The sequence below is a fragment of the Bacillus sp. KNSH39 genome (assembly GCF_052656585.1).
The window spans coordinates 3,265,001-3,286,535 of the sequence record NZ_JBQXYO010000001.1; the positions used below are offsets into that span (position 1 = coordinate 3,265,001).

Sequence of the window (21,535 nt, forward strand, 5' to 3'; positions counted from 1 at the left end):
GCCGCTCAAATTGTATCAGGAATTGGTTTTTTAGGTGCTGGCGTAATTTTAAGAAGAGGTAACGATAGCATTGCAGGGCTCACGACTGCCGCTATGATCTGGGGTGCTTCTGGTATTGGTATTGCTGTTGGGGCCGGATTCTATATTGAAGCGATATTCGGAATGTGTTTCCTTATGATTAGTGTCGAACTTATACCACTCGCGATGAAATATGTAGGCCCTAGATCATTTCGTCAACGTGATATCGCTGTGAAACTTGTTGTACGAAATATGGACAATATCCCAATCGTAATTGAAGAAATAAAAGAAATGGATATAAAAGTTAAGAATATGAAGCTTAAAACATTAGAAAACGGTTCTCACTATTTACATCTTAAACTGTCCATTGATCAAAAAAGACATACTGCTGATGTTTACTATGCTCTCCAGCATCTTGAAAGTGTCCAACAAACTGAAGTGGAAAGTATGTAACATAAAACAAACTCTCTTTAATTAGAGAGTTTTTCTTTTTTCTATAATGGCAACAATGAATGTAGTCCTACAAAGTAAGGAGGAATAGGCAATTGAAATCCCGTCCGAATTTAGTAGATACATTTCGTGATTCCATTATTTTTCGTTTAATTTGTTTTATTATTGTACTGACTGCTTTTTCCGGTTTTCTTATACATAGATTAGAACCTTTTCATTTCACTACATGGTTTGACGGAATTTGGTGGTCAATCGTTACCATTTTTACAGTTGGATATGGAGACTTTGCTCCCCATACGACGATAGGAAAACTAATAGGTATAAGTATTATTTTATTAGGAACTGGCTTTTGTTCTTATTATATGGTGCTGTTTGCTACTGAAATGATTAATAAACAATATATGAAAATTAAAGGTGAAGAAGCCGCTACTTCTAACGGTCATATGATTATCGTTGGCTGGAATGAGCGCGCAAAACATGTTGTAAAGCAAATGCACGTATTACAACCAAACCTTGATATCGTTTTAATTGATGAAACACTTTCTTTACTCCCAAAACCATTTCATCATTTAGAATTTATAAAAGGTTGTCCGCATCACGATCAAACTTTATTAAAAGCCAATATTGCAACGGCACACACCATATTAATAACAGCTGATAAAGAAAAAAACGAAAGCTTAGCGGATACACAGTCCATTTTAAATATTTTAACTGCAAAAGGGCTCAACCCAAACATTCACTGCATCGCTGAACTTCTTACTTCTGAACAAATACAAAATGCAACGAGAGCTGGCGTGTCAGAAATTATAGAAGGAAATAAATTAACGAGCTATGTATTTACCGCTTCTCTTTTATTCCCTTCCATTTCAGGTGTACTATTTTCACTTTACGACGAAATCTCTGATAATAAATTACAACTGATGGAGCTTCCATCGTCCTGCACCGGACAAACTTTTGCCAATTGTAGCTATACTCTTTTAAAGCAAAACATTCTCTTACTAGGTATAAAGCGCGACGAACAATATATGATTAATCCAGTTCATTCCTTTGTTCTCATTGAAAGCGACATACTCATTGTTATTCACCATTAGTAAAATGACGCTCTAATTCTTGCATGAGCACTTTCCCAATATTGATATATTTTCTTTTCACATCTCCATCTGGATCTTTCGGCTCAGCAAATTGATCCATTCCACTCGTTCCAGCTGTTAAAGTATTCACATTATCATCTAGTTCGTCTTGATATACGTGCGAAAGAATATACGGCGTTCCAAGACGAACTATTACGCCTGGTACATCTAGTTCTCCATCAATGGCTGTAAATGGAACTCGTAAAAATTGATACCCATCTTCTTCATCAATTTTGTAATCGAAGCATCCTTTATCATAATCCCAATTACCACCGATACTATATCCAAGTGGTTTCATAATCTCTTCTAACTTATATAACGCATATGTACGTCCTTCTAAATTTGATTGAATCGGAATCAAGCCCATCCCTCCTAGACTTTTCCTTTAGCATACCCACTTTAGTTTGAATATACTGATGGACTTTTCGATAAAATAATAAAAAGCGACCGGAATCCGGTCGCTTTTTATTATTTTAAACGCTCTTCTAATTCTGCTTTTAATTCTTCAAATCCTGGTTTACCAAGTAAAGCAAACATGTTTTTCTTGTATGCTTCTACTCCAGGTTGGTCAAATGGATTCACGCCTAATAAGTAGCCGCTCATCGCACATGCTTTTTCGAAGAAGTATACAAGGTAACCGAATGTGTACTCATTTAATTCAGGAATATTTACGATTAAGTTTGGTACTCCCCCGTCGCTATGTGCAAGTAATGTACCTTCGTATGCTTTTGTGTTTACGAAGTCTACAGTTTCACCAGCAAGGTAGTTTAATCCGTCTAAATCGTTTTCTTCTGATTCGATTGTTAGTTCATGTGTAGATTTACCTACTTTAAGAACTGTTTCAAATAAGTCACGACGCCCTTCTTGAACGTATTGACCTAATGAGTGTAAATCAGTTGAGAAGTTTGCTGAAGATGGGAAAATGCCTTTTTGATCTTTTCCTTCACTTTCACCAAATAACTGTTTCCACCACTCAGCGAAGTATTGAAGTGCTGGCTCATAGTTAACAAGCATTTCAATTGTTTTTCCTTTATTGTATAAAGCGTTACGAACTACTGCGTATTGGTAAGCTGGATTTTCTTCTAGTTCTGATGTTCCGAAGTCATCATGACCAGCAGCTGCACCTTTCATCATCTCTTCAATATTTAAGCCACTTACTGCGATTGGTAATAAACCAACTGGCGTTAATACAGAGAAACGACCTCCAACATCATCTGGAATAACAAATGTTTCGTAACCTTCGTTATCAGCTAATGTTTTTAATGCACCACGCGCTTTATCTGTAGTTGCATAAATACGTTTGCGAGCTTCTTCTTTTCCATACTTTTCTTCTAATAACTTACGGAAGATACGGAATGCTAGTGCTGGCTCTGTTGTTGTACCTGATTTGGAAATAACGTTAATAGAGAAGTCTTTACCTTCTAATACGTCCATTAAATCTTTCATGTAAGTGGAGCTAATGTTTTGTCCAACAAATAGCACTTGTGGAGTTTTACGTTGTTCTTTAGAAAGCGTGTTGTAGAAAGAATGGTTTAACATTTCGATTGCTGCGCGTGCTCCTAGGTAAGAACCACCAATACCTACAACAAGTAAAATGTCAGAGTCATTTTTAATTTTTTCTGCGCATTTTTGAATGCGAGCGAATTCTTCTTTGTCATATTGAAGCGGAAGGTCTACCCACCCAAGGAAATCGTTCCCAGCTCCAGTTTTTTCGTGGATTGCGTGATGTGTTACTTTCACTGCATCACGTAAATAAGTGATTTCATGTTCACCGATGAAGGATAACGCTTTAGAATAGTCGAACGTTACATGTGTACTCATCTTTTTCCCTCCAATTATGGATATGTATTTCTGTATTCACTTTAGCGAAACTGAAGTTGTAAATCAAGCGATTAGGCAATTGTAAACGTAACCAATATATATTTTTTAGAAAAAGTTCATTTTTTGCATAAAAATTCGCATTTTTCGGTATAGATGTATATACATCCTTTTCTAAACATTTTTTATGTATAAAAACAACATAACTACCCCATTCTATAAAAGAGTTAATTAACTCATCGCTTGCTCATGCTTCACAATTAAGGGGGGCTTTTTCATGAGTACTTTGCAACGTATCGCATTAGTCTTTACTGTAATTGGCGCTGTGAACTGGGGACTAATCGGGTTTTTCCAGTTTGACTTAGTAGCAGCCATTTTCGGTGGACAAAATTCAGCTCTTGCACGTATTATTTACGGCATCGTTGGTATATCTGGGCTTATCAACCTTGGTTTACTGTTTAAACCATCTGAAAATCTTGGTACGCACCCAGAAACAAACGAAATTCGATAATCAGTATGTCCTTTCACCTCCGACATACGAATATGATTGCATGCAATCATATTTGCAAATATATATCATAAGATAAAGTAAAAGAGGAACGCTCATATGCGTTCCTCTTTTACTTTGTTAACTCGGACTCTTCAATCCATTCTGCCAACTTTTCTCGCAGCGTATTAAATCCGTCTTCAGATGGGTTCGGTATAAGAATCCTTCCTTGTTTTCTTTTCGCCGCTTTTAACGATAAACTCATTTTTCTGTGCTCTTCATCAATTGAAAGTACCTTTACTTCTACTGTATCGCCGACCTTTAAAAAGTCATGAATATCCTTTACATATCCATTTGTAATTTCAGATATATGCACAAGTCCTTGTGTTTCTGCATCTAACGCTACAAACGCACCGTAATCTTGAATTCCAGTCACTTTCCCTGTTACAACCACTCCTGTTGTATATTGTTCTGACATATGAAACACTCCCATACGTTTACCATTCTCTCTACAATTATAGAGAGCAAAGCAGATATATTTATTTTAAATATCCGATTGGTTAGTACGCATTCTAGATAACAATATCTAGAATGCGCATACCTTATATTAGTAAATTATACCACTATGACAGAACTCATTCAAAATTCATGAAAAATTTCCCTTAAAGAAGTATAATTCTCCAATATTGGGATAGACTACTAACACATGGCTTTCTAGTATTCCCCCCCTTTTATGGACAAAACGTATTACGTTTTGTCCTTTTTTTATTTTCAACAAACCGTTCCATTCTCTTCATTGCTTCCATAAGTTGTTCAAGCGACGTCGCATAAGAACAACGAATAAACCCTTCACCACTTTCGCCAAATACGCTACCAGGGACAACAGCTACTTTTTCTTCCAGCAATAACTGTTCTGCAAATTCCGCTGAAGATAATCCTGTTGAAGATATAGAAGGGAAAACATAAAATGCTCCGCCCGGCACATGACACGTTAAGCCCATTTCATTGAAAGATGTCGTCATAAAATTACGACGCTTCTTATAACTATCTCTCATCCGAATTACTTCATCATTCCCCGCACGTAACGCTTCAAGTGCTGCGAACTGAGACATCGTCGGTGCACACATCATGGAATATTGGTGAATTTTGAGCATCAATTCTGAAAACTGAACAGGGGCTGCAATCATACCGAGACGCCATCCTGTCATCGCAAATCCTTTTGAAAATCCTGAAATTAAAATCGTATGCTCGCGCATATTTTTAATACTCGCGAAACTTGTATATGCTTCGTCGTATACAAGCTCTGCATAAATTTCATCAGATAATACAATTAGATTGTACTTCTCAACAATCACTGCTATTTCTTCAAGCTCGAATTTATTTAGCATTGCACCTGTCGGGTTATTTGGTGAACAAAGTAAAATCGCCTTTGTTTTCGCTGTAATAGCTGCTTCAATTTGTTCTGGTTGTACTTTAAACTCGTTTTCTAGCTTAGTCTCCACAGGAACCGGAACTCCTCCAGCTAATGTCACAAGTGGTGCATAAGAAACGAAGCTTGGTTCAACAATGAGCACTTCATCATCAGGATTTATAATGGCACGCATCGCTACATCTAACGCCTGGCTCGCTCCAACTGTAACAATGATTTCATCACTTGGATCATAAGATACTGCAAATTGTTTTTTTAGATACTTTGCTATTTCTTGACGGAGCTCCAATAATCCTGCATTTGCTGTATATGACGTATACCCTTGTTCCAAAGAACGAATACATGCTTGCCTTACATTCCAAGGGGTAACAAAATCCGGCTCTCCTACCCCGAGGGAAATAACACCTTTCATATTTGCTGCTAAATCAAAAAATTTTCGAATACCAGATGGTTTTAAAGATTCTGCTGATCTAGATAGTTCAAATTGCTTCATGGTGTCACCACAATTCGCTTATCATCATCGTCTTTTTCATAAATAACGCCCTCATGTTTATACTTCTTCAAAATGAAATGAGTAGTTGTAGAAACGACAGATTCAATTGTTGCTAATTTCTCAGAAACAAACATCGCTACTTCCCCCATCGTTTTACCTTCTAATGTAATAGAAAGATCATATGTCCCTGACATTAAATAAACGGATTTCACTTCTGAATAACGATAAATTTGCTCAGCAACCGCATCAAACCCAACGCCGTGCTTTGGCGTAACTTTCACATCGATCATTGCCGTTAAACCTGTATGTTCTTTCACTTTCGTCCAATCGATATGTGTTACATAATCCACAATAATCTTTTCATTTTCTAATCTCGCAACCATCTTCTTTACTTCTTCTACTTCTATATTTAACAGCTTCGCTAATGTATCTACAGATAATCGACTACTCTTTTCAAGACAAGCTAATAATTCTAATTCTTTTTCTGTCACCATATAAATCATCCTTCCTTTTCGTTTGTGTCTAAATTATACAAATACCCTTTCCAGTTTGAAAAGAAGATTTTTCTATTGAATTATGTCAAAATAAAGTGAAACTTTAATCAGCGGAAAAATGCGTGATAAAGCGAAAGGGGATGGAACCGTGAAACCAAAAATTTATATTGCTGAACCAGTTCCGACATTTGTAGAAAACTATTTATCAGAACACTGTGATTATGAAAAATGGGATCAAAATGAGAAAGTACCTCGTGATGTTCTATTAGAGAAAATACAAGATAAAGATGGGTTATTAAATTTCGGATCTGCTATTAATGAAGAATTACTGACAGTGGCTCCTAACTTAAAAGTAGTGAGCAACATTTCTGTTGGTTACGATAATTTTGATTTACAAGCGATGAAAAATCGAAAGGTTATCGGAACGAATACACCATACGTATTAGATGATACAGTAGCTGATCTCGTTTTCGCCCTTATGCTATCAGCTGGGCGCCGCGTTTGCGAACTCGATTCTTACGTAAAAAATGGTGAATGGAACGCTGAAATCGGAAAAGAACACTTCGGACTAGATGTACACCATAGCACAATTGGTATTATCGGTATGGGCCGAATTGGAGAAGCCGTTGCAAAACGAGCAAAATTCGGATTTGATATGAATGTTCTTTACTATAACCGCCGTCGTAAAGAAGAAGCTGAACAAAAATTCGATGCTACATATTGTGATTTACAGACGCTACTGAAGCAGTCTGACTTTATTGTTCTTCTTACTCCATTAACAGATGAAACATATCACCTTATCGGAGAAAAGGAATTTTCATTAATGAAAGAAACAGCAATCTTCATTAATGCTTCTCGGGGGAAAACAGTAGATGAAGAAGCGTTAATCCATGCTTTAACAGAAAAGAAAATCTTTGCAGCAGGCATCGATACTTTTACACAAGAGCCAATTCAAAAAGATAATCCACTCTTATCATTACAAAATGTTGTGACTTTACCGCACATCGGATCTGCAACATTAAAAACTCGTCAGCAAATGGCCATGACCGCCGCTGAAAATTTAGTTGCAGGATTACAAGGAAAAACACCGCCTAATATTGTGCGCGGGTAATACTGAATAAACGAAAGGCAAGATGACATCGTCATCTTGCCTTTTTTTGTTAACATATTTTCTTCTTCCTTGGAGATGATATGAACAAAAATCAATGGAGTGACAAAAAATGAATCATAAATATACTTGTCCTTATTTCACTTTTTCCACTCGCGGCACTACTGTTCATTACGAATTGTATGAACATGATAATAAAACAGAACGCCCTACTTTCGTACTCGTTCACGGCTTTTTATCTTCCTCATTCAGTTACCGCCGTCTCATTCCTTTACTAGCGAAGGAAGGAACAGTCATTGCTCTTGATTTACCACCGTTCGGAAAAAGTGATAAGTCTCATCTGTTTAAGTATTCTTATCACAATTTAGCAACGATTATTATTGATTTAATTGAACATTTATCTCTCTCAAACATTGTATTAGTTGGGCATTCTATGGGTGGGCAAATTTCTCTCTATGTAAACCGTATACGTCCTGAACTCATTTCAAAGACGATTTTACTATGTAGCTCGAGCTATTTAGCGCGCGCAACCTTACCTTTACTATACTCTTCTTATTTACCGTTCTTTCATTTATACGTAAAGAACTGGATTATACGGCGCGGCATTGTTCATAACTTAATGAATGTCGTTCATGATCACTCATTAATTGACGATGAAATGAAAAAAGGTTACTCCGCTCCTTTTTATGACAACCGTATATTTCCCGCTTTAACTCGCATGATACGAGACCGTGAAGGTGACTTATCTTCAACTGAATTACAAAAAATCGAAACACCTATCCTACTCATTTGGGGTGAAAAAGACCGCGTCGTCCCTGTACATGTAGGTCATCGTCTACACAAAGATTTACCGAATTCGAAATTTATTTCTTACGAAAACACAGGACATTTACTACCTGAAGAAAAACCGGAACATGTTTATGAAGAAATTATGGCTTTTTCTGCGCAGTAATATAAAAAGGCTGTCGGAAATTCCGACAGCCTACAATGAACAACTTCCGCCTTCTTTTATTACAAGTAATTCCACAGCTAACTTCTCACATTTTTCAAGCGCAGGTACTTCCTCAAAAGACATAAAGTATATATGTTGAATCTTCTTTGCGATGTATTTTGGATCGTCAAACACACTTATGACGTTCACAACATCGCTCGCTTCTGTTTCATAAAACTCCGGTCCCATTTGAAACGGATCCCAATTCTTCACAACCTCTATCATCTTTTCATATGTACCCATTCGCTTCCCGCCTTTTCACTTTTTAATACTTTTCTTTATCCTATCACATCAGCTATTCTATAAGAAGAGAGAGAACTTTCATAACTTATTGGTTTTACAGAAGAAGGGAGCAAACTTATGCAACTATTTCATAAAGCAATCAATCGACGTGGAACGCATAGTATAAAATGGGATACATATAAAAACGAAGAACTTATCCATGCTTGGATTGCTGATATGGATTTTGAAGTACCAAAACCTATTCAAACTGCCTTAAAACAACGAATCGAACATCCGATTTTTGGCTATACACTTCCTCCCGAAAATATTGGGAATATTATTTGTAACTGGACAAAACAACAATACGATTGGGATATTCAAAAAGAATGGATTGTCTTTAGCGCCGGAATCGTTCCAGCTCTTAGTACGAGCATACAGGCTTTCACAAAAGAAAACGAATCCGTTCTCGTACAACCACCTATTTATCCTCCATTTTTCGAAATGGTCACAACAAACAACAGACAGTTATACGTGAGTCCATTACAGAAACAAAATGATACATATGTGATAGACTTCAAGCATTTAGAAAAGCAGTTTCAGCAAGGCATCAAACTCATGCTTCTTTGTAGCCCTCATAACCCAATCGGGCGCGTTTGGACGAAAGAGGAACTTGTACAGCTCGGATCGTTATGTACTAAATATAACGTAATCGTTGTGGCGGATGAAATTCATTCCGATATTATTTACGCAGATCATACACATACACCGTTCGCTTCTTTATCTGAAGAATTAGCAGCTCGCACGATTACTTGTATGGCTCCAAGTAAAACATTTAATATCGCTGGATTACAAGCATCGATTATTATCATTCCAAATGAAAAACTCCGTCAAGCCTTTACATCTATCCAATATAGACAAGGCTTTCACGGATTAAATATCTTCGCTTATACAGCGATGCAAAGTGCCTATACAGAATGTAATGATTGGCTAAACGAAATTCGATTATATATAGAAGATAATGCTCAATTTGCTTGTGAATATATTAAAACTCACATACCTGCTCTTTCCGTAACGAAGCCAGAAGGTAGCTTTTTATTATGGATTGATTGTTCTCGTCTAAAGCTTTCTCAAAACGAGCGTACTGCATTACTTGAGGAAAAAGGAAAAATCATTGTTGAACCTGGTGAGAAATACGGGTTAGGTGGCGAAGAACATATTCGAATTAATATCGGCTGTCCACGATCTGTTTTAGAAGAAATTTTAAACAGACTGCGTCATACGTTTTCATAATAAGAAAGGAGTCTGTCCCCCTAATCATTCTTGGACAGACTCCTTTGTAATATTTTGTCGGTAAGTCGATATATTTCAAGTTACGGTCGATATATTCCAATAATCGCCGATATAATTTGAGTTACAGTCGATATATTCCAATAATCGCTGATATATTTTCAATTACATTTCACAAAGAAAGCTACCATTCACGGTAGCTTTTACTTTTTCTTCATATCCGATGCTTTTTTTACAATTACGCCACAAGCAATTCGATCCCCTGATTTACCTGTCGGTTGAGTCATACCATCATCAGGGTTTTCTGTAATAATAATAGACGCTCCATCTTTTCTATGAATCGTCGTTTTTCCTTCTTCAAGTGTGATGTGAGGTGCATCGATTTCCGCTTTAATCTTTCCAGAACCATCTGCAACTACGTTCGGTAAATCACCGTTTTCTGCACCCTTCGGATTAAGAAGACCATGTTTTTTATCATCAGGATTAAAATGATTCCCGGATGATTCAAAACGAGGTGCCTTACACTCTCCAATTTCATGTACATGTAGTCCGTGTGGTCCTGGCGTGAAACCTTCTCCTTTAATCGTAATTTTCACGCCACTTGTTTGCTGCACTACTTTCGCAGTCCCTACTTCATCTCCTGAAGCATTATGTAATTTCACTTCAATTTCTTTCGGCTTTCCTTGGTCACAACCTGCCATCAGAAATAATAAACAACAACTGAAAAAAAGCCGTTTCTTCATTTTATTCCCTCCAAAATATATTCTGCCCTTAGATTGTCCGAGCATAGAGGGAAACATACAAAAATGCATTACTGTTTCTTTTCAGCTAATAGTTTTTCTTCAACTTTCTGCAATCGCTCTGCTTCTCTTTTTGATACACGAATAAACATGCGCCACGTGGCAATAGCACCGATAATAAATAGAACGCAAACAATCCCTGGAATAATATATTCTGTTTTATCTTCCGGAAAATATAAAGGCATCATATAGAACACTCCTTATTATAGGATTTATAAAACATCAGAATTTTCTGTTATATCATTTTAAATTATAGTGGAACCTATCCATATTCTCAAGGGGCGTTCTGAAAGCAAATGATTTCTTTGACTCCTTCTCCTACTTTCCTTACTATAAACTTGAGGTGAAAAATATGAGAGAAACATTTGAAATTGGCGAAATCGTTACTGGTATTTATAAAACAGGAAAATACATCGGCGAAGTTACAAATAGCCGCCCTGGCAGTTACGTCGTAAAAGTATTAGCTGTTTTAAAACATCCGGTGCAAGGTGACTTACATAACGTAAAACAAGCTGACGTACCATTTTTCCATGAAAGACGCGCTTTAGCTTTCCGTGAACAGACGAACATTCCAGAGCAAATGGTGAAAAAATATGAAGGAGAAATTCCGGATTATACCGAGTCACTAAAATTAGCATTAGAAACTCAAATGAATTCATTTTCTGAAGATGATTCACCTTTTGCAGAGCGTAGTCTAGAAACATTACAACAGTTAAAGAAAGACTACAAACTCTAAAAAACAAAACGACCAAATTACATAATGTGCAATTTGGTCGTTACTGTGTGCTCACTTTCTTTAACACTTTTGAAAAATCAACAAGTTCTCCTAATGTTGGAGGTGCTGGCTTTACTAAATACTCTTTATCTTTTTCTACTAGTTTAAAAATATTGTACGTCGTCATCGCATCATCAAGCGCACAATGATGCTTCCCTGTCCCTACTTTTCCATACGCCTCAATTGCTTTCCATAATCCTGTTTGATTTCTTTCTCCAAAAAACTTCTTATACTCAAGCGATAAATCACGACACTGTCCGAAGAATGGAAAAGCTATCCCTGCCATTTCACAATTATGTTTCAGCACTTTCATATCCATATTTCCCCACGTTACAATTGTCGGTTTACATTTCGTTTCGTATTCTGCAAGCTTCTTAACGAGTTCAGGAAATGAAATCCCTTTATCCACGACTTCTTGTTTTATTCCTAAAAACTTCTTACATCGATCCGTTAAAGAAGGAAATGTTTTCGGCCTGACATGTGATGAATACGTATCTTCTACCTTACAGCCAGCAACTGAAACGAGTCCTACCTCAATAATCTCTGGAAAAAATCCTTTCGGTTTCTTTCTATGCTGGGGCATCGTAAACTCAAAGTCTAAAAATAAAAATCGTTGTTCATCCATACGATCCCTTCCTTATCATTTTTGTCATTCCTTTCTATTTGACACTCCTACACGAACAAGCTCGAATGCTAATTCCATTTTAAATATTCAGATTGGATGTATCTTATATATATGTCAAATGCCCACAAATATTTTAAAAAATAAGAAAAAATGACCTATGCAGAAAATATGACAAAATCTCTCCTTTCATTTACATCCGCAGTTTTTCTACTTTATAATGACGTTATGTGTGTTTCATCTAGTTAATATTTGACACACTAAGAAAAATGAATGAAAGGAGATGAGATTTTTGCACGAAACAACGCAAGAACTCGCTAACTGGCAGTATTATTTTGCTATCGCAGTCTTTTTAATTACATATGCCATTATTATTTCTGAAAAAATTAATCGCGCTGTCATCGCACTTCTCGGTGCAGCATTCATGGTAATTGTGGGGGTCGTCGATTTACATAACGCCTTTACGAAACATATTGAATGGGGAACGATTACGCTACTCATCGGTATGATGATTTTGGTGAACATTACGAGTAAATCAGGTGTTTTCCAATACGTTGCCATTAAAGCAGCAAAAGGGGCACAAGGAAATCCAATTAAAATTTTAATTTCCCTTTCCCTACTTACCGCGCTTGGCTCCGCATTTTTAGATAACGTTACAACTGTACTTCTTGTTGTTCCAGTTACTTTATCTATTACGCGCATACTGCAAGTAAATCCTGTTCCTTATTTACTTTCTGAAATTATTTTTTCAAATATTGGAGGAACAGCAACATTAATTGGTGATCCACCTAACATTATGATTGGTTCTGCAAATAAGCATTTAGACTTCAATGCTTTCCTATTGAATCTAGCACCAATCGTAATTATTATTATTGCAGTTACAGCAACAATACTTTACTTCATGTACCGTAAACAATTAATTGCCGATCCTGTACAAGTTAAAAAATTAATGAGCTTAGATGAAAAACAATACATTAAAGATCCAGTATTAATGAAAAAATCTTTAACGGTACTTGGACTTACAATTGTAGGTTTCATGACTCATTCTATTTTCCATATTGATGCCGCTATTATCGCCTTAACTGGTGCTACTGTACTTATGTTAATTGGTGTGAAAGAACATGAAATTGAAGAGGTATTCGCAAGTGTAGAGTGGGTAACAATCTTCTTCTTCGCAGGGCTATTCGTACTTGTTGGAGGACTTATCGATATCGGTCTTATCAAAATGTTAGCTCAAAAAGTAATTGGTATAACAGGCGGAGATATTTCTTACGCATCCATCCTTATTTTATGGGTATCTGGTATCGCCTCTGCAACAATTGATAACATCCCATTCGTTGCAACAATGATTCCACTTATTAACGATATGGCAGTTGGGCTAGGCTTATCACCATCTGACGCACAAATCGATGTATTATGGTGGGCATTAGCACTAGGTGCTTGTCTGGGCGGAAACGGAACATTAATCGGAGCTTCTGCTAACGTAATCGTTGCAGGTATCGCGAGCCGCGAAGGACATAAATTTAGTTACATGGACTTCCTAAAAGTCGGTTTCCCAATTATGATCGTTTCATTAATCATTTCTCACATTTATATTTATTTACGCTATCTTATGTAGTAAAAAAAGCGCTCTGATAATCAGGGCGCTTTTTTACTTATATCTAAAATATATCGACTTATCAACAAAAAAGAAAAATCTACTCTTTATATCTCACCGGTTCATTTCGAATGATAAATAAATGAATCGGTAAGAACACTGAAAATGTGATTACATGAATAATCGTAAATAATATAGAGTTCGTTCCGTATCTGTCTAAAATAGCGTAGATAAGATAAATGGACAATACAATCGATACAGCTGTTGCTAGTAAACTTATAATTGGTACGAAATTAAAAATAAAACATGCAACGTATATACCGAATACTTTCCAACCTGCTTCTTCTTTCAAAAAATCTGGTAATTTATCTTTCGCTAAGTCACCCCATGTCTTACTATTCAAAAACGGAATAAACGCAAGCACCCCGTCCGTTGCACCATCATTTTTCGCCATCGAATAAAGTGCAAAAGCCGTTAACAAATATGAAATAATTGCCCAAATCAATATAACAAGAATAAACGCAAAACTAAGAGCAAAGAAACCTGCTAATACGCCTTGATCCTCCATCTTATCCTCTCCTCTCTACTTTCAACATATTTCATTACATTGCAAGTTATGTTTTAAAATTTATCCAAACTCTTTGTATAATAAGAGAAGAAAGAGAATAAGAGAGGAGCAACACTTATGCATCCATTTGTAAAAGCATTACAAGAGCATTTCACAGCTCATCAAAATCCTGAAAAAGCAGAACCTATGGCTCGTTATATGAAAAATCACTTCCTATTTCTAGGTATTCAAACACCGGAAAGACGCCAATTATTAAAAGACATCATTCAAATACATACTCTCCCAGATCAAAAAGACTTCCAAATTATCATACGTGAGCTTTGGGACTTACCAGAACGTGAATTCCAAGCGGCCGCACTTGATATTATGCAAAAATATAAAAAGCATATAAACGAAACTCATATCCCCTTCTTAGAAGAACTGATTGTCACAAAATCTTGGTGGGACTCTGTCGATAGCATCGTCCCTACATTTTTAGGCGATATCTTTTTAAAACATCCAGAATTAATTTCTGCCTATATTCCAAAATGGATTGCATCAGATAACATATGGTTACAACGTGCCGCTATTTTATTCCAACTAAAATATAAACAAAAGATGGATGAAGAACTTCTTTTCTGGATTATTGGACAACTACATTCTTCAAAAGAATTTTTCATTCAAAAAGCGATTGGCTGGGTCCTTCGTGAATATGCAAAAACAAATCCGGATGTAGTTTGGGAATACGTTCAAAACAATGAGCTCGCTCCATTAAGTAAGCGTGAAGCAATTAAGCATATTAAGCAAAATTACGGAATAAATAATGAAAAAATAGGCGAGACTCTATCATAGATAGACGCGTTCCTCTATTGAGATTTAAAAAAGAACGTGTTAGAATATGTTCATTATTATTAATATAAGTAGCGATGACGGACTTATAAGTACTTGCATAAAAAGCGATTCAGGGATAGTGAAAGCCTGAAGCCGCAAGGAAACGGCAGTCCCGAGCAATACATGATAAAGTGGATGCACCTTTTGTGTATCAACTAGGGTGGAACCGCGGGCAAACGCTCGTCCCTAGGCAAATAAGCCTTGGGATGAGCGTTTTTTTATGTTCTTTTTAGCATATACTGCTCGTTTCCAAAGTATCAGAGTATGTCATCGCCAATACGTTAACTTTCAAAAGGAGGATTTTCTTATGTATTCAATGGAACAAGTTGTAAACTTAGCGAAACATCGCGGTTTTGTTTTCCCTGGTTCTGAAATTTACGGTGGTCTTGCAAACACTTGGGATTACGGTCCACTTGGAATCGAATTAAAAAATAACGTTAAAAAAGCTTGGTGGAAAAAATTCATTCAAGAATCTCCACACAACGTTGGTTTAGACGCAGCTATTTTAATGAACCCTAAAACTTGGATCGCTTCTGGTCACGTTGGTAACTTCAACGATCCAATGATTGACTGTAAAAAATGTAAAGCTCGTCACCGTGCTGACAAATTAATTGAGGATGCTTTAGATGCAAAAGGCATCGAAATGGTTGTTGACGGTCTTACTTTCGACCAAATGGCTGACTTAATGAAAGAACATGAAGTAAAATGTCCTGATTGCGGTAGTGAAGAATTCACTGAAATCCGTCAGTTCAACTTAATGTTCAAAACATTCCAAGGTGTTACAGAGTCTAGCACAAACGAAATCTTCCTTCGTCCTGAAACAGCACAAGGTATTTTCGTAAACTTCAAAAACGTTCAACGCTCTATGCGTAAAAAGCTTCCATTTGGTATCGGCCAAATCGGTAAGAGTTTCCGTAACGAAATCACGCCTGGTAACTTCACATTCCGTACACGTGAATTCGAACAAATGGAACTTGAATTCTTCTGTAAGCCTGGTGAAGATTTAGAGTGGTTTGCATTCTGGCGTGAAACTTGTAAAAACTGGTTACTTTCACTTGGTATGTCTGAAGAGAGCATGCGTCTTCGTGACCACGGTGAAGAAGAGTTATCTCACTACAGTAATGCAACAACTGACATTGAATTCAAATTCCCATTCGGTTGGGGCGAACTTTGGGGCGTTGCATCTCGTACAGACTTCGACTTAAAACGTCACATGGAACATTCAAACGAAGACTTTAACTATATTGATCCACAAACGAATGAGCGTTACGTGCCATACTGCATCGAGCCATCTTTAGGCGCAGACCGCGTAACATTAGCATTCTTATGTGATGCATATGAAGAAGAGCAATTAGAAAACGATTCTCGTACAGTTCTTCGTTTCCACCCTGCTTTAGCACCATACAAAGCAGCTATCTTACCATTATCTAAGAAGCTATCTGAAGGTGCTACTGAAGTATTCGCAGAATTAGCTAAAGACTTCATGGTAGACTTTGATGAAACTGGTTCTATCGGTAAACGTTACCGTCGTCAAGACGAAATCGGTACACCATTCTGTATCACATACGACTTCGACTCAGTTGAAGACAAAGCTGTTACAGTACGTGACCGTGACACAATGGAACAAGTTCGTATGCCAATTAGCGAACTAAAAGGTTTCTTAGAGAAGAAAATCCAGTTCTAATTATAAGAAAAAGAGGCTGCTCGTAAGAGCGCCTCTTTTTTACTTTTCACGTTTTTCTTTAATTGCTACTGTACATCTTGATATACATAGTAAATCATCATTTTCATCAATAATACGAACATCCCAAACCATTGTCGATTGTCCTCTATGTATCGGTGTTCCGATCGCCGTTACAATTCCATCTTTCTTTGAGCGAATGTGGTTTGCATTAATTTCTAATCCGAAACAAATACATTTTTCTTGATCAATTAAATTATATGAACCAACACTTGCCACTGTTTCCGCTAATGCAACCGATGCACCTCCATGTAAAAATCCAAACGGTTGATGCGTACGCTCATCAACAGGCATCGTAGCAACTACCTTATCTTCTGTCATCTCTAACAACTCAATTCCAAGTGAATCCATTAAAGTTTTTGCCATATCGCTTCCCCCTTCTCTTACTTTAATTAAATGTATAATTTTACCTATTTATTTTCAAACTACTTATAACACTTATATAAGGAGGCTTCACCTAAATGAAACAGAAATTTTGTATATTACTGCTTATGTTCTCCTTGCTGACTATTGTACCAAATTGTGCAATAACAGCCAAAGCATCTAACCTGACAATCGATGTTAAGACTGTAACGCAAAAAGGTAAGAAACCTTATATAGAATATCAAATAAATAGGCCTTCTTTTCACAACTTTTCTGATTCTAAATTTCAAAATAAACTCAATTTATACTACAAAAAATCCACTGACAAATTTAAAAACAAATTAGAAAAAGAAGCAAAAAAATATTATAAAGAGACAGCAGGATCTAGTACACCCTTTCATCCGTACGTAGCAAATGTTGATTATAAAGTCTCTTTAAACAAACCACCTTTTCTTAGCCTATATGTGAATTACTATCAATATACTGGCGGAGCACACGGTCTTTATACGTGGAAGGCAAATACATTTGATTTAAACGAAAAAAAGGTGCTGCACTTAGACGATTTATTTCAACAAAAGGATAAATATAAAGATGTAATCCGTGCAGAGATTGTACGACAAATTAAACAAAATGAAAGCATTTATTTTCCTGATGCAACTGAAAAAGTAATGAGTATGAAAAAATTTCACTTCTTTTTAGAGCCAGACAATCTCGTCATTTATTTCCCTTTATATGAGATTGCTCCCTATTCAAGTGGAATTCCGCAATTTCGTATTCCATATACGTTGCTAAGAGACTATTTAAAGCCTTCTTATCAAAATATTTTGATTGACAACAAGTAAATATTTTCGCTACGATAATGTTAACCTAAAAACAACAGGAGGTTAACATTATGAGAAGATTTCATGTTTTAGATTTAGCATTAGCTGCCATGTTCGTTGCTCTTATGGCCATCGGTGCAAATATTGTATCTTGGGCACCTTTCTTACAAGTAGCAGGCATCCCATTATCTATGCAACCATTTTTCGCAATTTTAGCAGGTCTTCTTCTTGGAAGTAGACTTGGTGCCTTATCCATGACTGTATATATGCTCGTTGGCTTAGCCGGCGCACCAATCTTCGCTAACTTCAAAGCTGGATTTGGAGCACTTTTAGATCCTACTGGTGGTTTTATTATCGCATTTATTATCGTTGCTTACGTATCAGGAAAACTAGTAGAACAAAAAGAAAGACCCACTTTCATTACATTTGCAATTGCCTCTTTCACTGGAATTATTTTAACTTATATAATCGGTACTACTTACATGTACGGAGCAGTCAATCTCTTTATGGGCGGTAATATGAGCTATAAAGCTGCTTGGATGATTATGATGTGGTTTGCAGTAAAAGATATTGCATTTACAATTATCGGTGCTATTATCGCACCTCGCATATACTATGCTGTGCGTCGCTCTGCTTATCAGCATTCTCATTCGACGATTTCATAATAAAAAAGAGTTATTGCAGCTTGCTGCAATAACTCTTTTTTTATATTAAGACTCTTGATTCGCTTGTTCTTCTAAAATTTTCTTCATCATTGCAACCATGTCGTCACGTAATTCTGGGTGTTGCAGGGCCATTTCAATTGTCGTTTGAACGAATCCTAGCTTTTCACCTACGTCGTAGCGCTTTCCTTCGAAATCGTAAGCAAATACACGTTGGATTTCATTTAAGCTTTGGATTGCATCTGTTAATTGAATTTCACCACCAGCACCGACATGTTGCTGTTCTAAGAACATAAAGATTTCGGGCGTTAAAATGTAACGGCCCATAATTGCTAAGTTTGAAGGAGCTGTACCTTGTGCTGGTTTCTCAACGAAATTGCGAACTTGGTAACGACGACCTTCTTGTTCTAATGGATCGATAATTCCATAGCGATGTGTTTCCGACTCTGGAACAGTTTGTACACCAATAACAGAAGAAAGTGTTTTTTCATACTCATCCATTAATTGACGTAAACACGGTTTCTCAGCTTGGACAATATCATCACCTAGTAACACTGCAAACGGCTCATCACCAATGAATTTACGCGCACACCAAACAGCATGTCCTAGTCCCTTCGGCTCTTTTTGACGGATGTAATGAATATCTACCATTTTTGAAGAAGCTTGTACTTTTTCAAGCAACTCATATTTTTTCTTCTCTAATAAGTTTTGTTCTAGTTCAAATGCATTATCAAAATGATCTTCAATAGAACGCTTTGTTTTACCAGTAACGATAATAATATCTTCGATACCCGATTTCACTGCTTCTTCTACAATGTATTGAATCGTTGGTTTATCTACTATCGGTAACATTTCTTTCGGCATTGCTTTCGTTGCTGGTAAAAAACGTGTTCCTAATCCAGCTGCTGGGATTATCGCTTTTCTTACTTTTTTCATCACAAAATACCCTCTCTCCTGTCGGAATCAATAGCAAGCATTTCCTACATAAAACAAAAGGGAGATTTCGCTCCCTTTTGTTCCTTACTACTTAAAATTACTTTGTATTATAAACGATTCATAATGTCTTCTTTAATAGTAAGTAACTTTTGTTCACTATTTTGTAAAGAACTATCTTTTACACCAAAGTAAAACTTAATCTTCGGCTCAGTTCCAGATGGACGTAGGCAGAACCATGAACCATCCTCTAATTGATATTTTAACACATTTGATTTCGGTAAGTGAATCTCTTCTTTATGTCCATCTTGTAAAGATGTAACGATGCTTGCTTTATAGTCTTCCACTGCTACGACTGTTAAGCCTGCTACTTCTTTCGGCGGATTCTCACGGAACGTTGCCATCATCTCTTGGATTTTTTCAGCTCCATCTTTTCCTTTTAACGTTAACGATACAAGGTCTTCACGGAAGAAACCGTACTTCTCAAATACTTCTAATAGACCGTCATATAACGTTTTCCCTTGTGATTTATAGTATGCAGCTACTTCACATGCAAATAGGACAGATTGTACTGCATCTTTATCACGGCAGAATGGGCGGATTAAATAACCATAGCTTTCCTCATAACCGAATTGGAATTCATATTGTCCACTTTCTTCATACTGTCTAATTTTCTCACCGATAAATTTAAATCCAGTTAACGTATCAATTGTATCTAAACCGTATGCTTTTGCAATTGTACGACCAATCTCAGACGTTACGATTGTTTTTAATACGACACCGTTCTCCGGAAGCGTTCCGTTTTCTTTCTTTTGAGATAGTAAGTAATCAAGCATTAATGCACCTGTTTGGTTTCCTGTTAATACTTGGAACTCACCATTATGATTACGCACTGCTACACCAAGGCGGTCTGCGTCAGGATCAGTTGCGATTAATACATCTGCACCTACCTTTTCACCATCACGAATGGCATACTCAAACGCTGCGTGCTCTTCTGGGTTCGGTGATTTTACTGTAGAGAAGTTTGGATCTGGTAACTCTTGCTCTTTTACAACTGTTACATCTGTAAATCCAACTTCTTTTAAACCACGGCGTACAGAAATATTTGATGTTCCGTGCAATGGTGTAAAGACGATTTTTAAGTCTTTGCCGACCTTTTGCACCATTTCTTTATTAATGATGACATTGTTCAATTCTGCAGCATATGCATCATCTACTTCTTGTCCAATAATATGTAATAAACCGTCAGCTTTTAATTGCTCTACATCAGCGACTTCAACTGTTAATTCATCTTCTACTGCATTTACGTAGCTAATTAACTCATCTGCTTCTTTTGGAGGTAACTGTCCACCATCTTCACCGTATACTTTGTATCCGTTATATTCAGGTGGATTATGGCTTGCCGTAAGAACGATTCCACTTACTGTATGTAAATGACGAACTGCGAAAGAAAGTACTGGCGTTGGACGTAAGCTTTCAAACACATATGTTGTGATACCGCGTGCCCCAAGTGTAGCAGCAACTTCCATTGCGAACTCAGGTGATTTATGACGAGAATCATAGGCTACAACAACACCGCGTTTTTTCGCTTCCTCACCTAATTTTTCAATAAAGCTTGCTAATCCTTTTGTTGCTTTACGAACTGTATATACGTTTAAACGGTTCGTACCAGCACCAAGTTCACCACGCATACCACCTGTGCCAAACTCTAGATTTTTATAAAAGCTATCCTCGATTTTCTTCTCATCTTGCTTCATATTTTCTAGCTGTTCTTTTAATTCTGCATCTAATTGTGCGTAAGAAAGCCAGCGACTAAATTCTTGTTTCCAATTCATTCTTCTCTCTCCTCTCGCTCG

25 protein-coding genes (1 of these 25 only partly in view) are annotated in these 21,535 nt (G+C 36.7%); 12 read left to right on the plus strand and 13 right to left on the minus strand.

All coding sequences use genetic code 11. The features are described from left to right. Both ACUL40_RS16785 and ACUL40_RS16790 read left to right on the plus strand, forming a co-directional pair. Nucleotides 1–471 carry the 3' portion of an MgtC/SapB family protein gene (locus tag ACUL40_RS16785; protein WP_000386676.1) on the plus strand. It extends 210 nt beyond the left edge of the window, so 471 of the gene's 681 nt are visible here — the last part of the coding sequence; its start codon lies beyond the left edge, outside the window; it ends in the stop codon at nucleotides 469–471. A gap of 92 nt (nucleotides 472–563) precedes the next feature. Then, on the plus strand, nucleotides 564–1,559 hold the full coding sequence (locus ACUL40_RS16790) for a potassium channel family protein (RefSeq protein ID WP_000842320.1): 996 nt from the start codon (nucleotides 564–566) through the stop codon (nucleotides 1,557–1,559). Here ACUL40_RS16790 and ACUL40_RS16795 read toward each other — a convergent pair. Beyond that, nucleotides 1,546–1,959 carry a YugN-like family protein gene (locus ACUL40_RS16795; RefSeq protein WP_000612334.1) on the minus strand — a complete coding sequence of 138 codons (414 nt, stop codon included), beginning with the start codon at nucleotides 1,957–1,959 and terminating at the stop codon, nucleotides 1,546–1,548. The two genes, ACUL40_RS16790 and ACUL40_RS16795, sit on opposite strands and share 14 nt — an antisense overlap. A 107-nt stretch (nucleotides 1,960–2,066) precedes the next feature. Beyond that, nucleotides 2,067–3,419, minus strand: a complete 1,353-nt coding sequence (locus ACUL40_RS16800) for a glucose-6-phosphate isomerase (RefSeq protein WP_000103654.1) — start codon at nucleotides 3,417–3,419, stop codon at nucleotides 2,067–2,069. Between the two features lie 274 nt (nucleotides 3,420–3,693). Between ACUL40_RS16800 and ACUL40_RS16805 the strand changes: the two genes are divergently transcribed. Continuing rightward, nucleotides 3,694–3,927 carry a DUF378 domain-containing protein gene (locus tag ACUL40_RS16805; protein ID WP_000105788.1) on the plus strand — a complete coding sequence of 78 codons (234 nt, stop codon included), beginning with the start codon at nucleotides 3,694–3,696 and terminating at the stop codon, nucleotides 3,925–3,927. A 109-nt stretch (nucleotides 3,928–4,036) separates the two neighbouring features. Here the strand turns inward: ACUL40_RS16805 and yugI are convergent, their stop codons facing one another. From yugI to ACUL40_RS16820, 3 genes are all read right to left on the minus strand, one after another. Then, nucleotides 4,037–4,381, minus strand: a complete 345-nt coding sequence (yugI, locus tag ACUL40_RS16810) for a S1 domain-containing post-transcriptional regulator GSP13 (protein WP_000003763.1) — start codon at nucleotides 4,379–4,381, stop codon at nucleotides 4,037–4,039. A 253-nt stretch (nucleotides 4,382–4,634) separates the two neighbouring features. After that, nucleotides 4,635–5,825, minus strand: coding sequence for an aminotransferase (locus tag ACUL40_RS16815; RefSeq protein WP_000808536.1), 1,191 nt, complete (start codon nucleotides 5,823–5,825; stop codon nucleotides 4,635–4,637). Next, nucleotides 5,822–6,319, minus strand: coding sequence for an Lrp/AsnC family transcriptional regulator (locus tag ACUL40_RS16820; protein WP_000255696.1), 498 nt, complete (start codon nucleotides 6,317–6,319; stop codon nucleotides 5,822–5,824). Before ACUL40_RS16820 ends, ACUL40_RS16815 begins: the two co-directional genes overlap by 4 nt. A 118-nt stretch (nucleotides 6,320–6,437) precedes the next feature. Between ACUL40_RS16820 and ACUL40_RS16825 the strand changes: the two genes are divergently transcribed. Continuing rightward, the gene (locus ACUL40_RS16825; RefSeq protein ID WP_002041993.1) at nucleotides 6,438–7,430 is read left to right on the plus strand and encodes a 2-hydroxyacid dehydrogenase; all 993 of its coding nucleotides are present in this window, start codon (nucleotides 6,438–6,440) and stop codon (nucleotides 7,428–7,430) included. A 109-nt stretch (nucleotides 7,431–7,539) separates the two neighbouring features. Further along, entirely contained in the window at nucleotides 7,540–8,379 is an 840-nt protein-coding gene (locus ACUL40_RS16830; protein ID WP_001015861.1) for an alpha/beta fold hydrolase, read from the plus strand. A gap of 30 nt (nucleotides 8,380–8,409) precedes the next feature. Here ACUL40_RS16830 and ACUL40_RS16835 read toward each other — a convergent pair whose 3' ends face one another. Beyond that, nucleotides 8,410–8,661, minus strand: a complete 252-nt coding sequence (locus ACUL40_RS16835; RefSeq protein WP_000537641.1) for a YugE family protein — start codon at nucleotides 8,659–8,661, stop codon at nucleotides 8,410–8,412. A 117-nt stretch (nucleotides 8,662–8,778) separates the two neighbouring features. Here ACUL40_RS16835 and ACUL40_RS16840 point away from each other — a divergent pair, with 117 nt between their 5' ends. Further along, the gene (locus ACUL40_RS16840; RefSeq protein WP_079004583.1) at nucleotides 8,779–9,930 is read left to right on the plus strand and encodes a MalY/PatB family protein; all 1,152 of its coding nucleotides are present in this window, start codon (nucleotides 8,779–8,781) and stop codon (nucleotides 9,928–9,930) included. A 200-nt stretch (nucleotides 9,931–10,130) separates the two neighbouring features. On the opposite strand, the gene sodC is transcribed toward ACUL40_RS16840, so the two are convergent. Both sodC and ACUL40_RS16850 read right to left on the minus strand, forming a co-directional pair. After that, nucleotides 10,131–10,670 carry a superoxide dismutase [Cu-Zn] gene (sodC, locus tag ACUL40_RS16845; RefSeq protein WP_000746520.1) on the minus strand — a complete coding sequence of 180 codons (540 nt, stop codon included), beginning with the start codon at nucleotides 10,668–10,670 and terminating at the stop codon, nucleotides 10,131–10,133. A 68-nt stretch (nucleotides 10,671–10,738) separates the two neighbouring features. Continuing rightward, the gene (locus ACUL40_RS16850) at nucleotides 10,739–10,915 is read right to left on the minus strand and encodes a hypothetical protein (protein ID WP_000982757.1); all 177 of its coding nucleotides are present in this window, start codon (nucleotides 10,913–10,915) and stop codon (nucleotides 10,739–10,741) included. Nucleotides 10,916–11,079: 164 nt separating this feature from the next. Here ACUL40_RS16850 and ACUL40_RS16855 point away from each other — a divergent pair, with 164 nt between their 5' ends. Beyond that, on the plus strand, nucleotides 11,080–11,463 hold the full coding sequence (locus ACUL40_RS16855; protein ID WP_001209344.1) for a kinase-associated lipoprotein B: 384 nt from the start codon (nucleotides 11,080–11,082) through the stop codon (nucleotides 11,461–11,463). 40 nt (nucleotides 11,464–11,503) lie between these two features. Here the strand turns inward: ACUL40_RS16855 and kapD are convergent, their stop codons facing one another. Beyond that, on the minus strand, nucleotides 11,504–12,127 hold the full coding sequence (kapD, locus tag ACUL40_RS16860) for a 3'-5' exonuclease KapD (protein WP_000344356.1): 624 nt from the start codon (nucleotides 12,125–12,127) through the stop codon (nucleotides 11,504–11,506). A gap of 289 nt (nucleotides 12,128–12,416) precedes the next feature. On the opposite strand from kapD, the gene ACUL40_RS16865 reads away from it, so the two are divergent. Then, nucleotides 12,417–13,742, plus strand: a complete 1,326-nt coding sequence (locus tag ACUL40_RS16865) for an ArsB/NhaD family transporter (protein ID WP_000545209.1) — start codon at nucleotides 12,417–12,419, stop codon at nucleotides 13,740–13,742. 79 nt (nucleotides 13,743–13,821) lie between these two features. Here ACUL40_RS16865 and ACUL40_RS16870 read toward each other — a convergent pair whose 3' ends face one another. Continuing rightward, on the minus strand, nucleotides 13,822–14,289 hold the full coding sequence (locus ACUL40_RS16870) for a hypothetical protein (protein WP_000390061.1): 468 nt from the start codon (nucleotides 14,287–14,289) through the stop codon (nucleotides 13,822–13,824). Nucleotides 14,290–14,406: 117 nt separating this feature from the next. Between ACUL40_RS16870 and ACUL40_RS16875 the strand changes: the two genes are divergently transcribed. After that, nucleotides 14,407–15,120, plus strand: coding sequence for a DNA alkylation repair protein (locus ACUL40_RS16875; RefSeq protein ID WP_000553305.1), 714 nt, complete (start codon nucleotides 14,407–14,409; stop codon nucleotides 15,118–15,120). Between the two features lie 346 nt (nucleotides 15,121–15,466). Continuing rightward, a complete protein-coding gene (locus tag ACUL40_RS16880) occupies nucleotides 15,467–16,843 on the plus strand; it encodes a glycine--tRNA ligase (RefSeq protein WP_000287147.1) in 1,377 nt (458 codons plus the stop codon). A 39-nt stretch (nucleotides 16,844–16,882) separates the two neighbouring features. Here the strand turns inward: ACUL40_RS16880 and ACUL40_RS16885 are convergent, their stop codons facing one another. Beyond that, the gene (locus tag ACUL40_RS16885) at nucleotides 16,883–17,266 is read right to left on the minus strand and encodes a hotdog fold thioesterase (protein WP_001140612.1); all 384 of its coding nucleotides are present in this window, start codon (nucleotides 17,264–17,266) and stop codon (nucleotides 16,883–16,885) included. Nucleotides 17,267–17,361: 95 nt separating this feature from the next. On the opposite strand from ACUL40_RS16885, the gene ACUL40_RS16890 reads away from it, so the two are divergent. Both ACUL40_RS16890 and ACUL40_RS16895 read left to right on the plus strand, forming a co-directional pair. Then, entirely contained in the window at nucleotides 17,362–18,105 is a 744-nt protein-coding gene (locus tag ACUL40_RS16890) for a DUF3298 and DUF4163 domain-containing protein (protein ID WP_000810326.1), read from the plus strand. A gap of 50 nt (nucleotides 18,106–18,155) precedes the next feature. Then, entirely contained in the window at nucleotides 18,156–18,749 is a 594-nt protein-coding gene (locus ACUL40_RS16895) for a biotin transporter BioY (RefSeq protein WP_001252150.1), read from the plus strand. Nucleotides 18,750–18,794: 45 nt separating this feature from the next. Here the strand turns inward: ACUL40_RS16895 and galU are convergent, their stop codons facing one another. Then, nucleotides 18,795–19,682 carry a UTP--glucose-1-phosphate uridylyltransferase GalU gene (gene galU / locus ACUL40_RS16900; protein WP_002097988.1) on the minus strand — a complete coding sequence of 296 codons (888 nt, stop codon included), beginning with the start codon at nucleotides 19,680–19,682 and terminating at the stop codon, nucleotides 18,795–18,797. Nucleotides 19,683–19,789: 107 nt separating this feature from the next. Then, nucleotides 19,790–21,514 carry a phospho-sugar mutase gene (locus ACUL40_RS16905; RefSeq protein ID WP_001104219.1) on the minus strand — a complete coding sequence of 575 codons (1,725 nt, stop codon included), beginning with the start codon at nucleotides 21,512–21,514 and terminating at the stop codon, nucleotides 19,790–19,792. Nucleotides 21,515–21,535 lie beyond the last annotated feature (21 nt).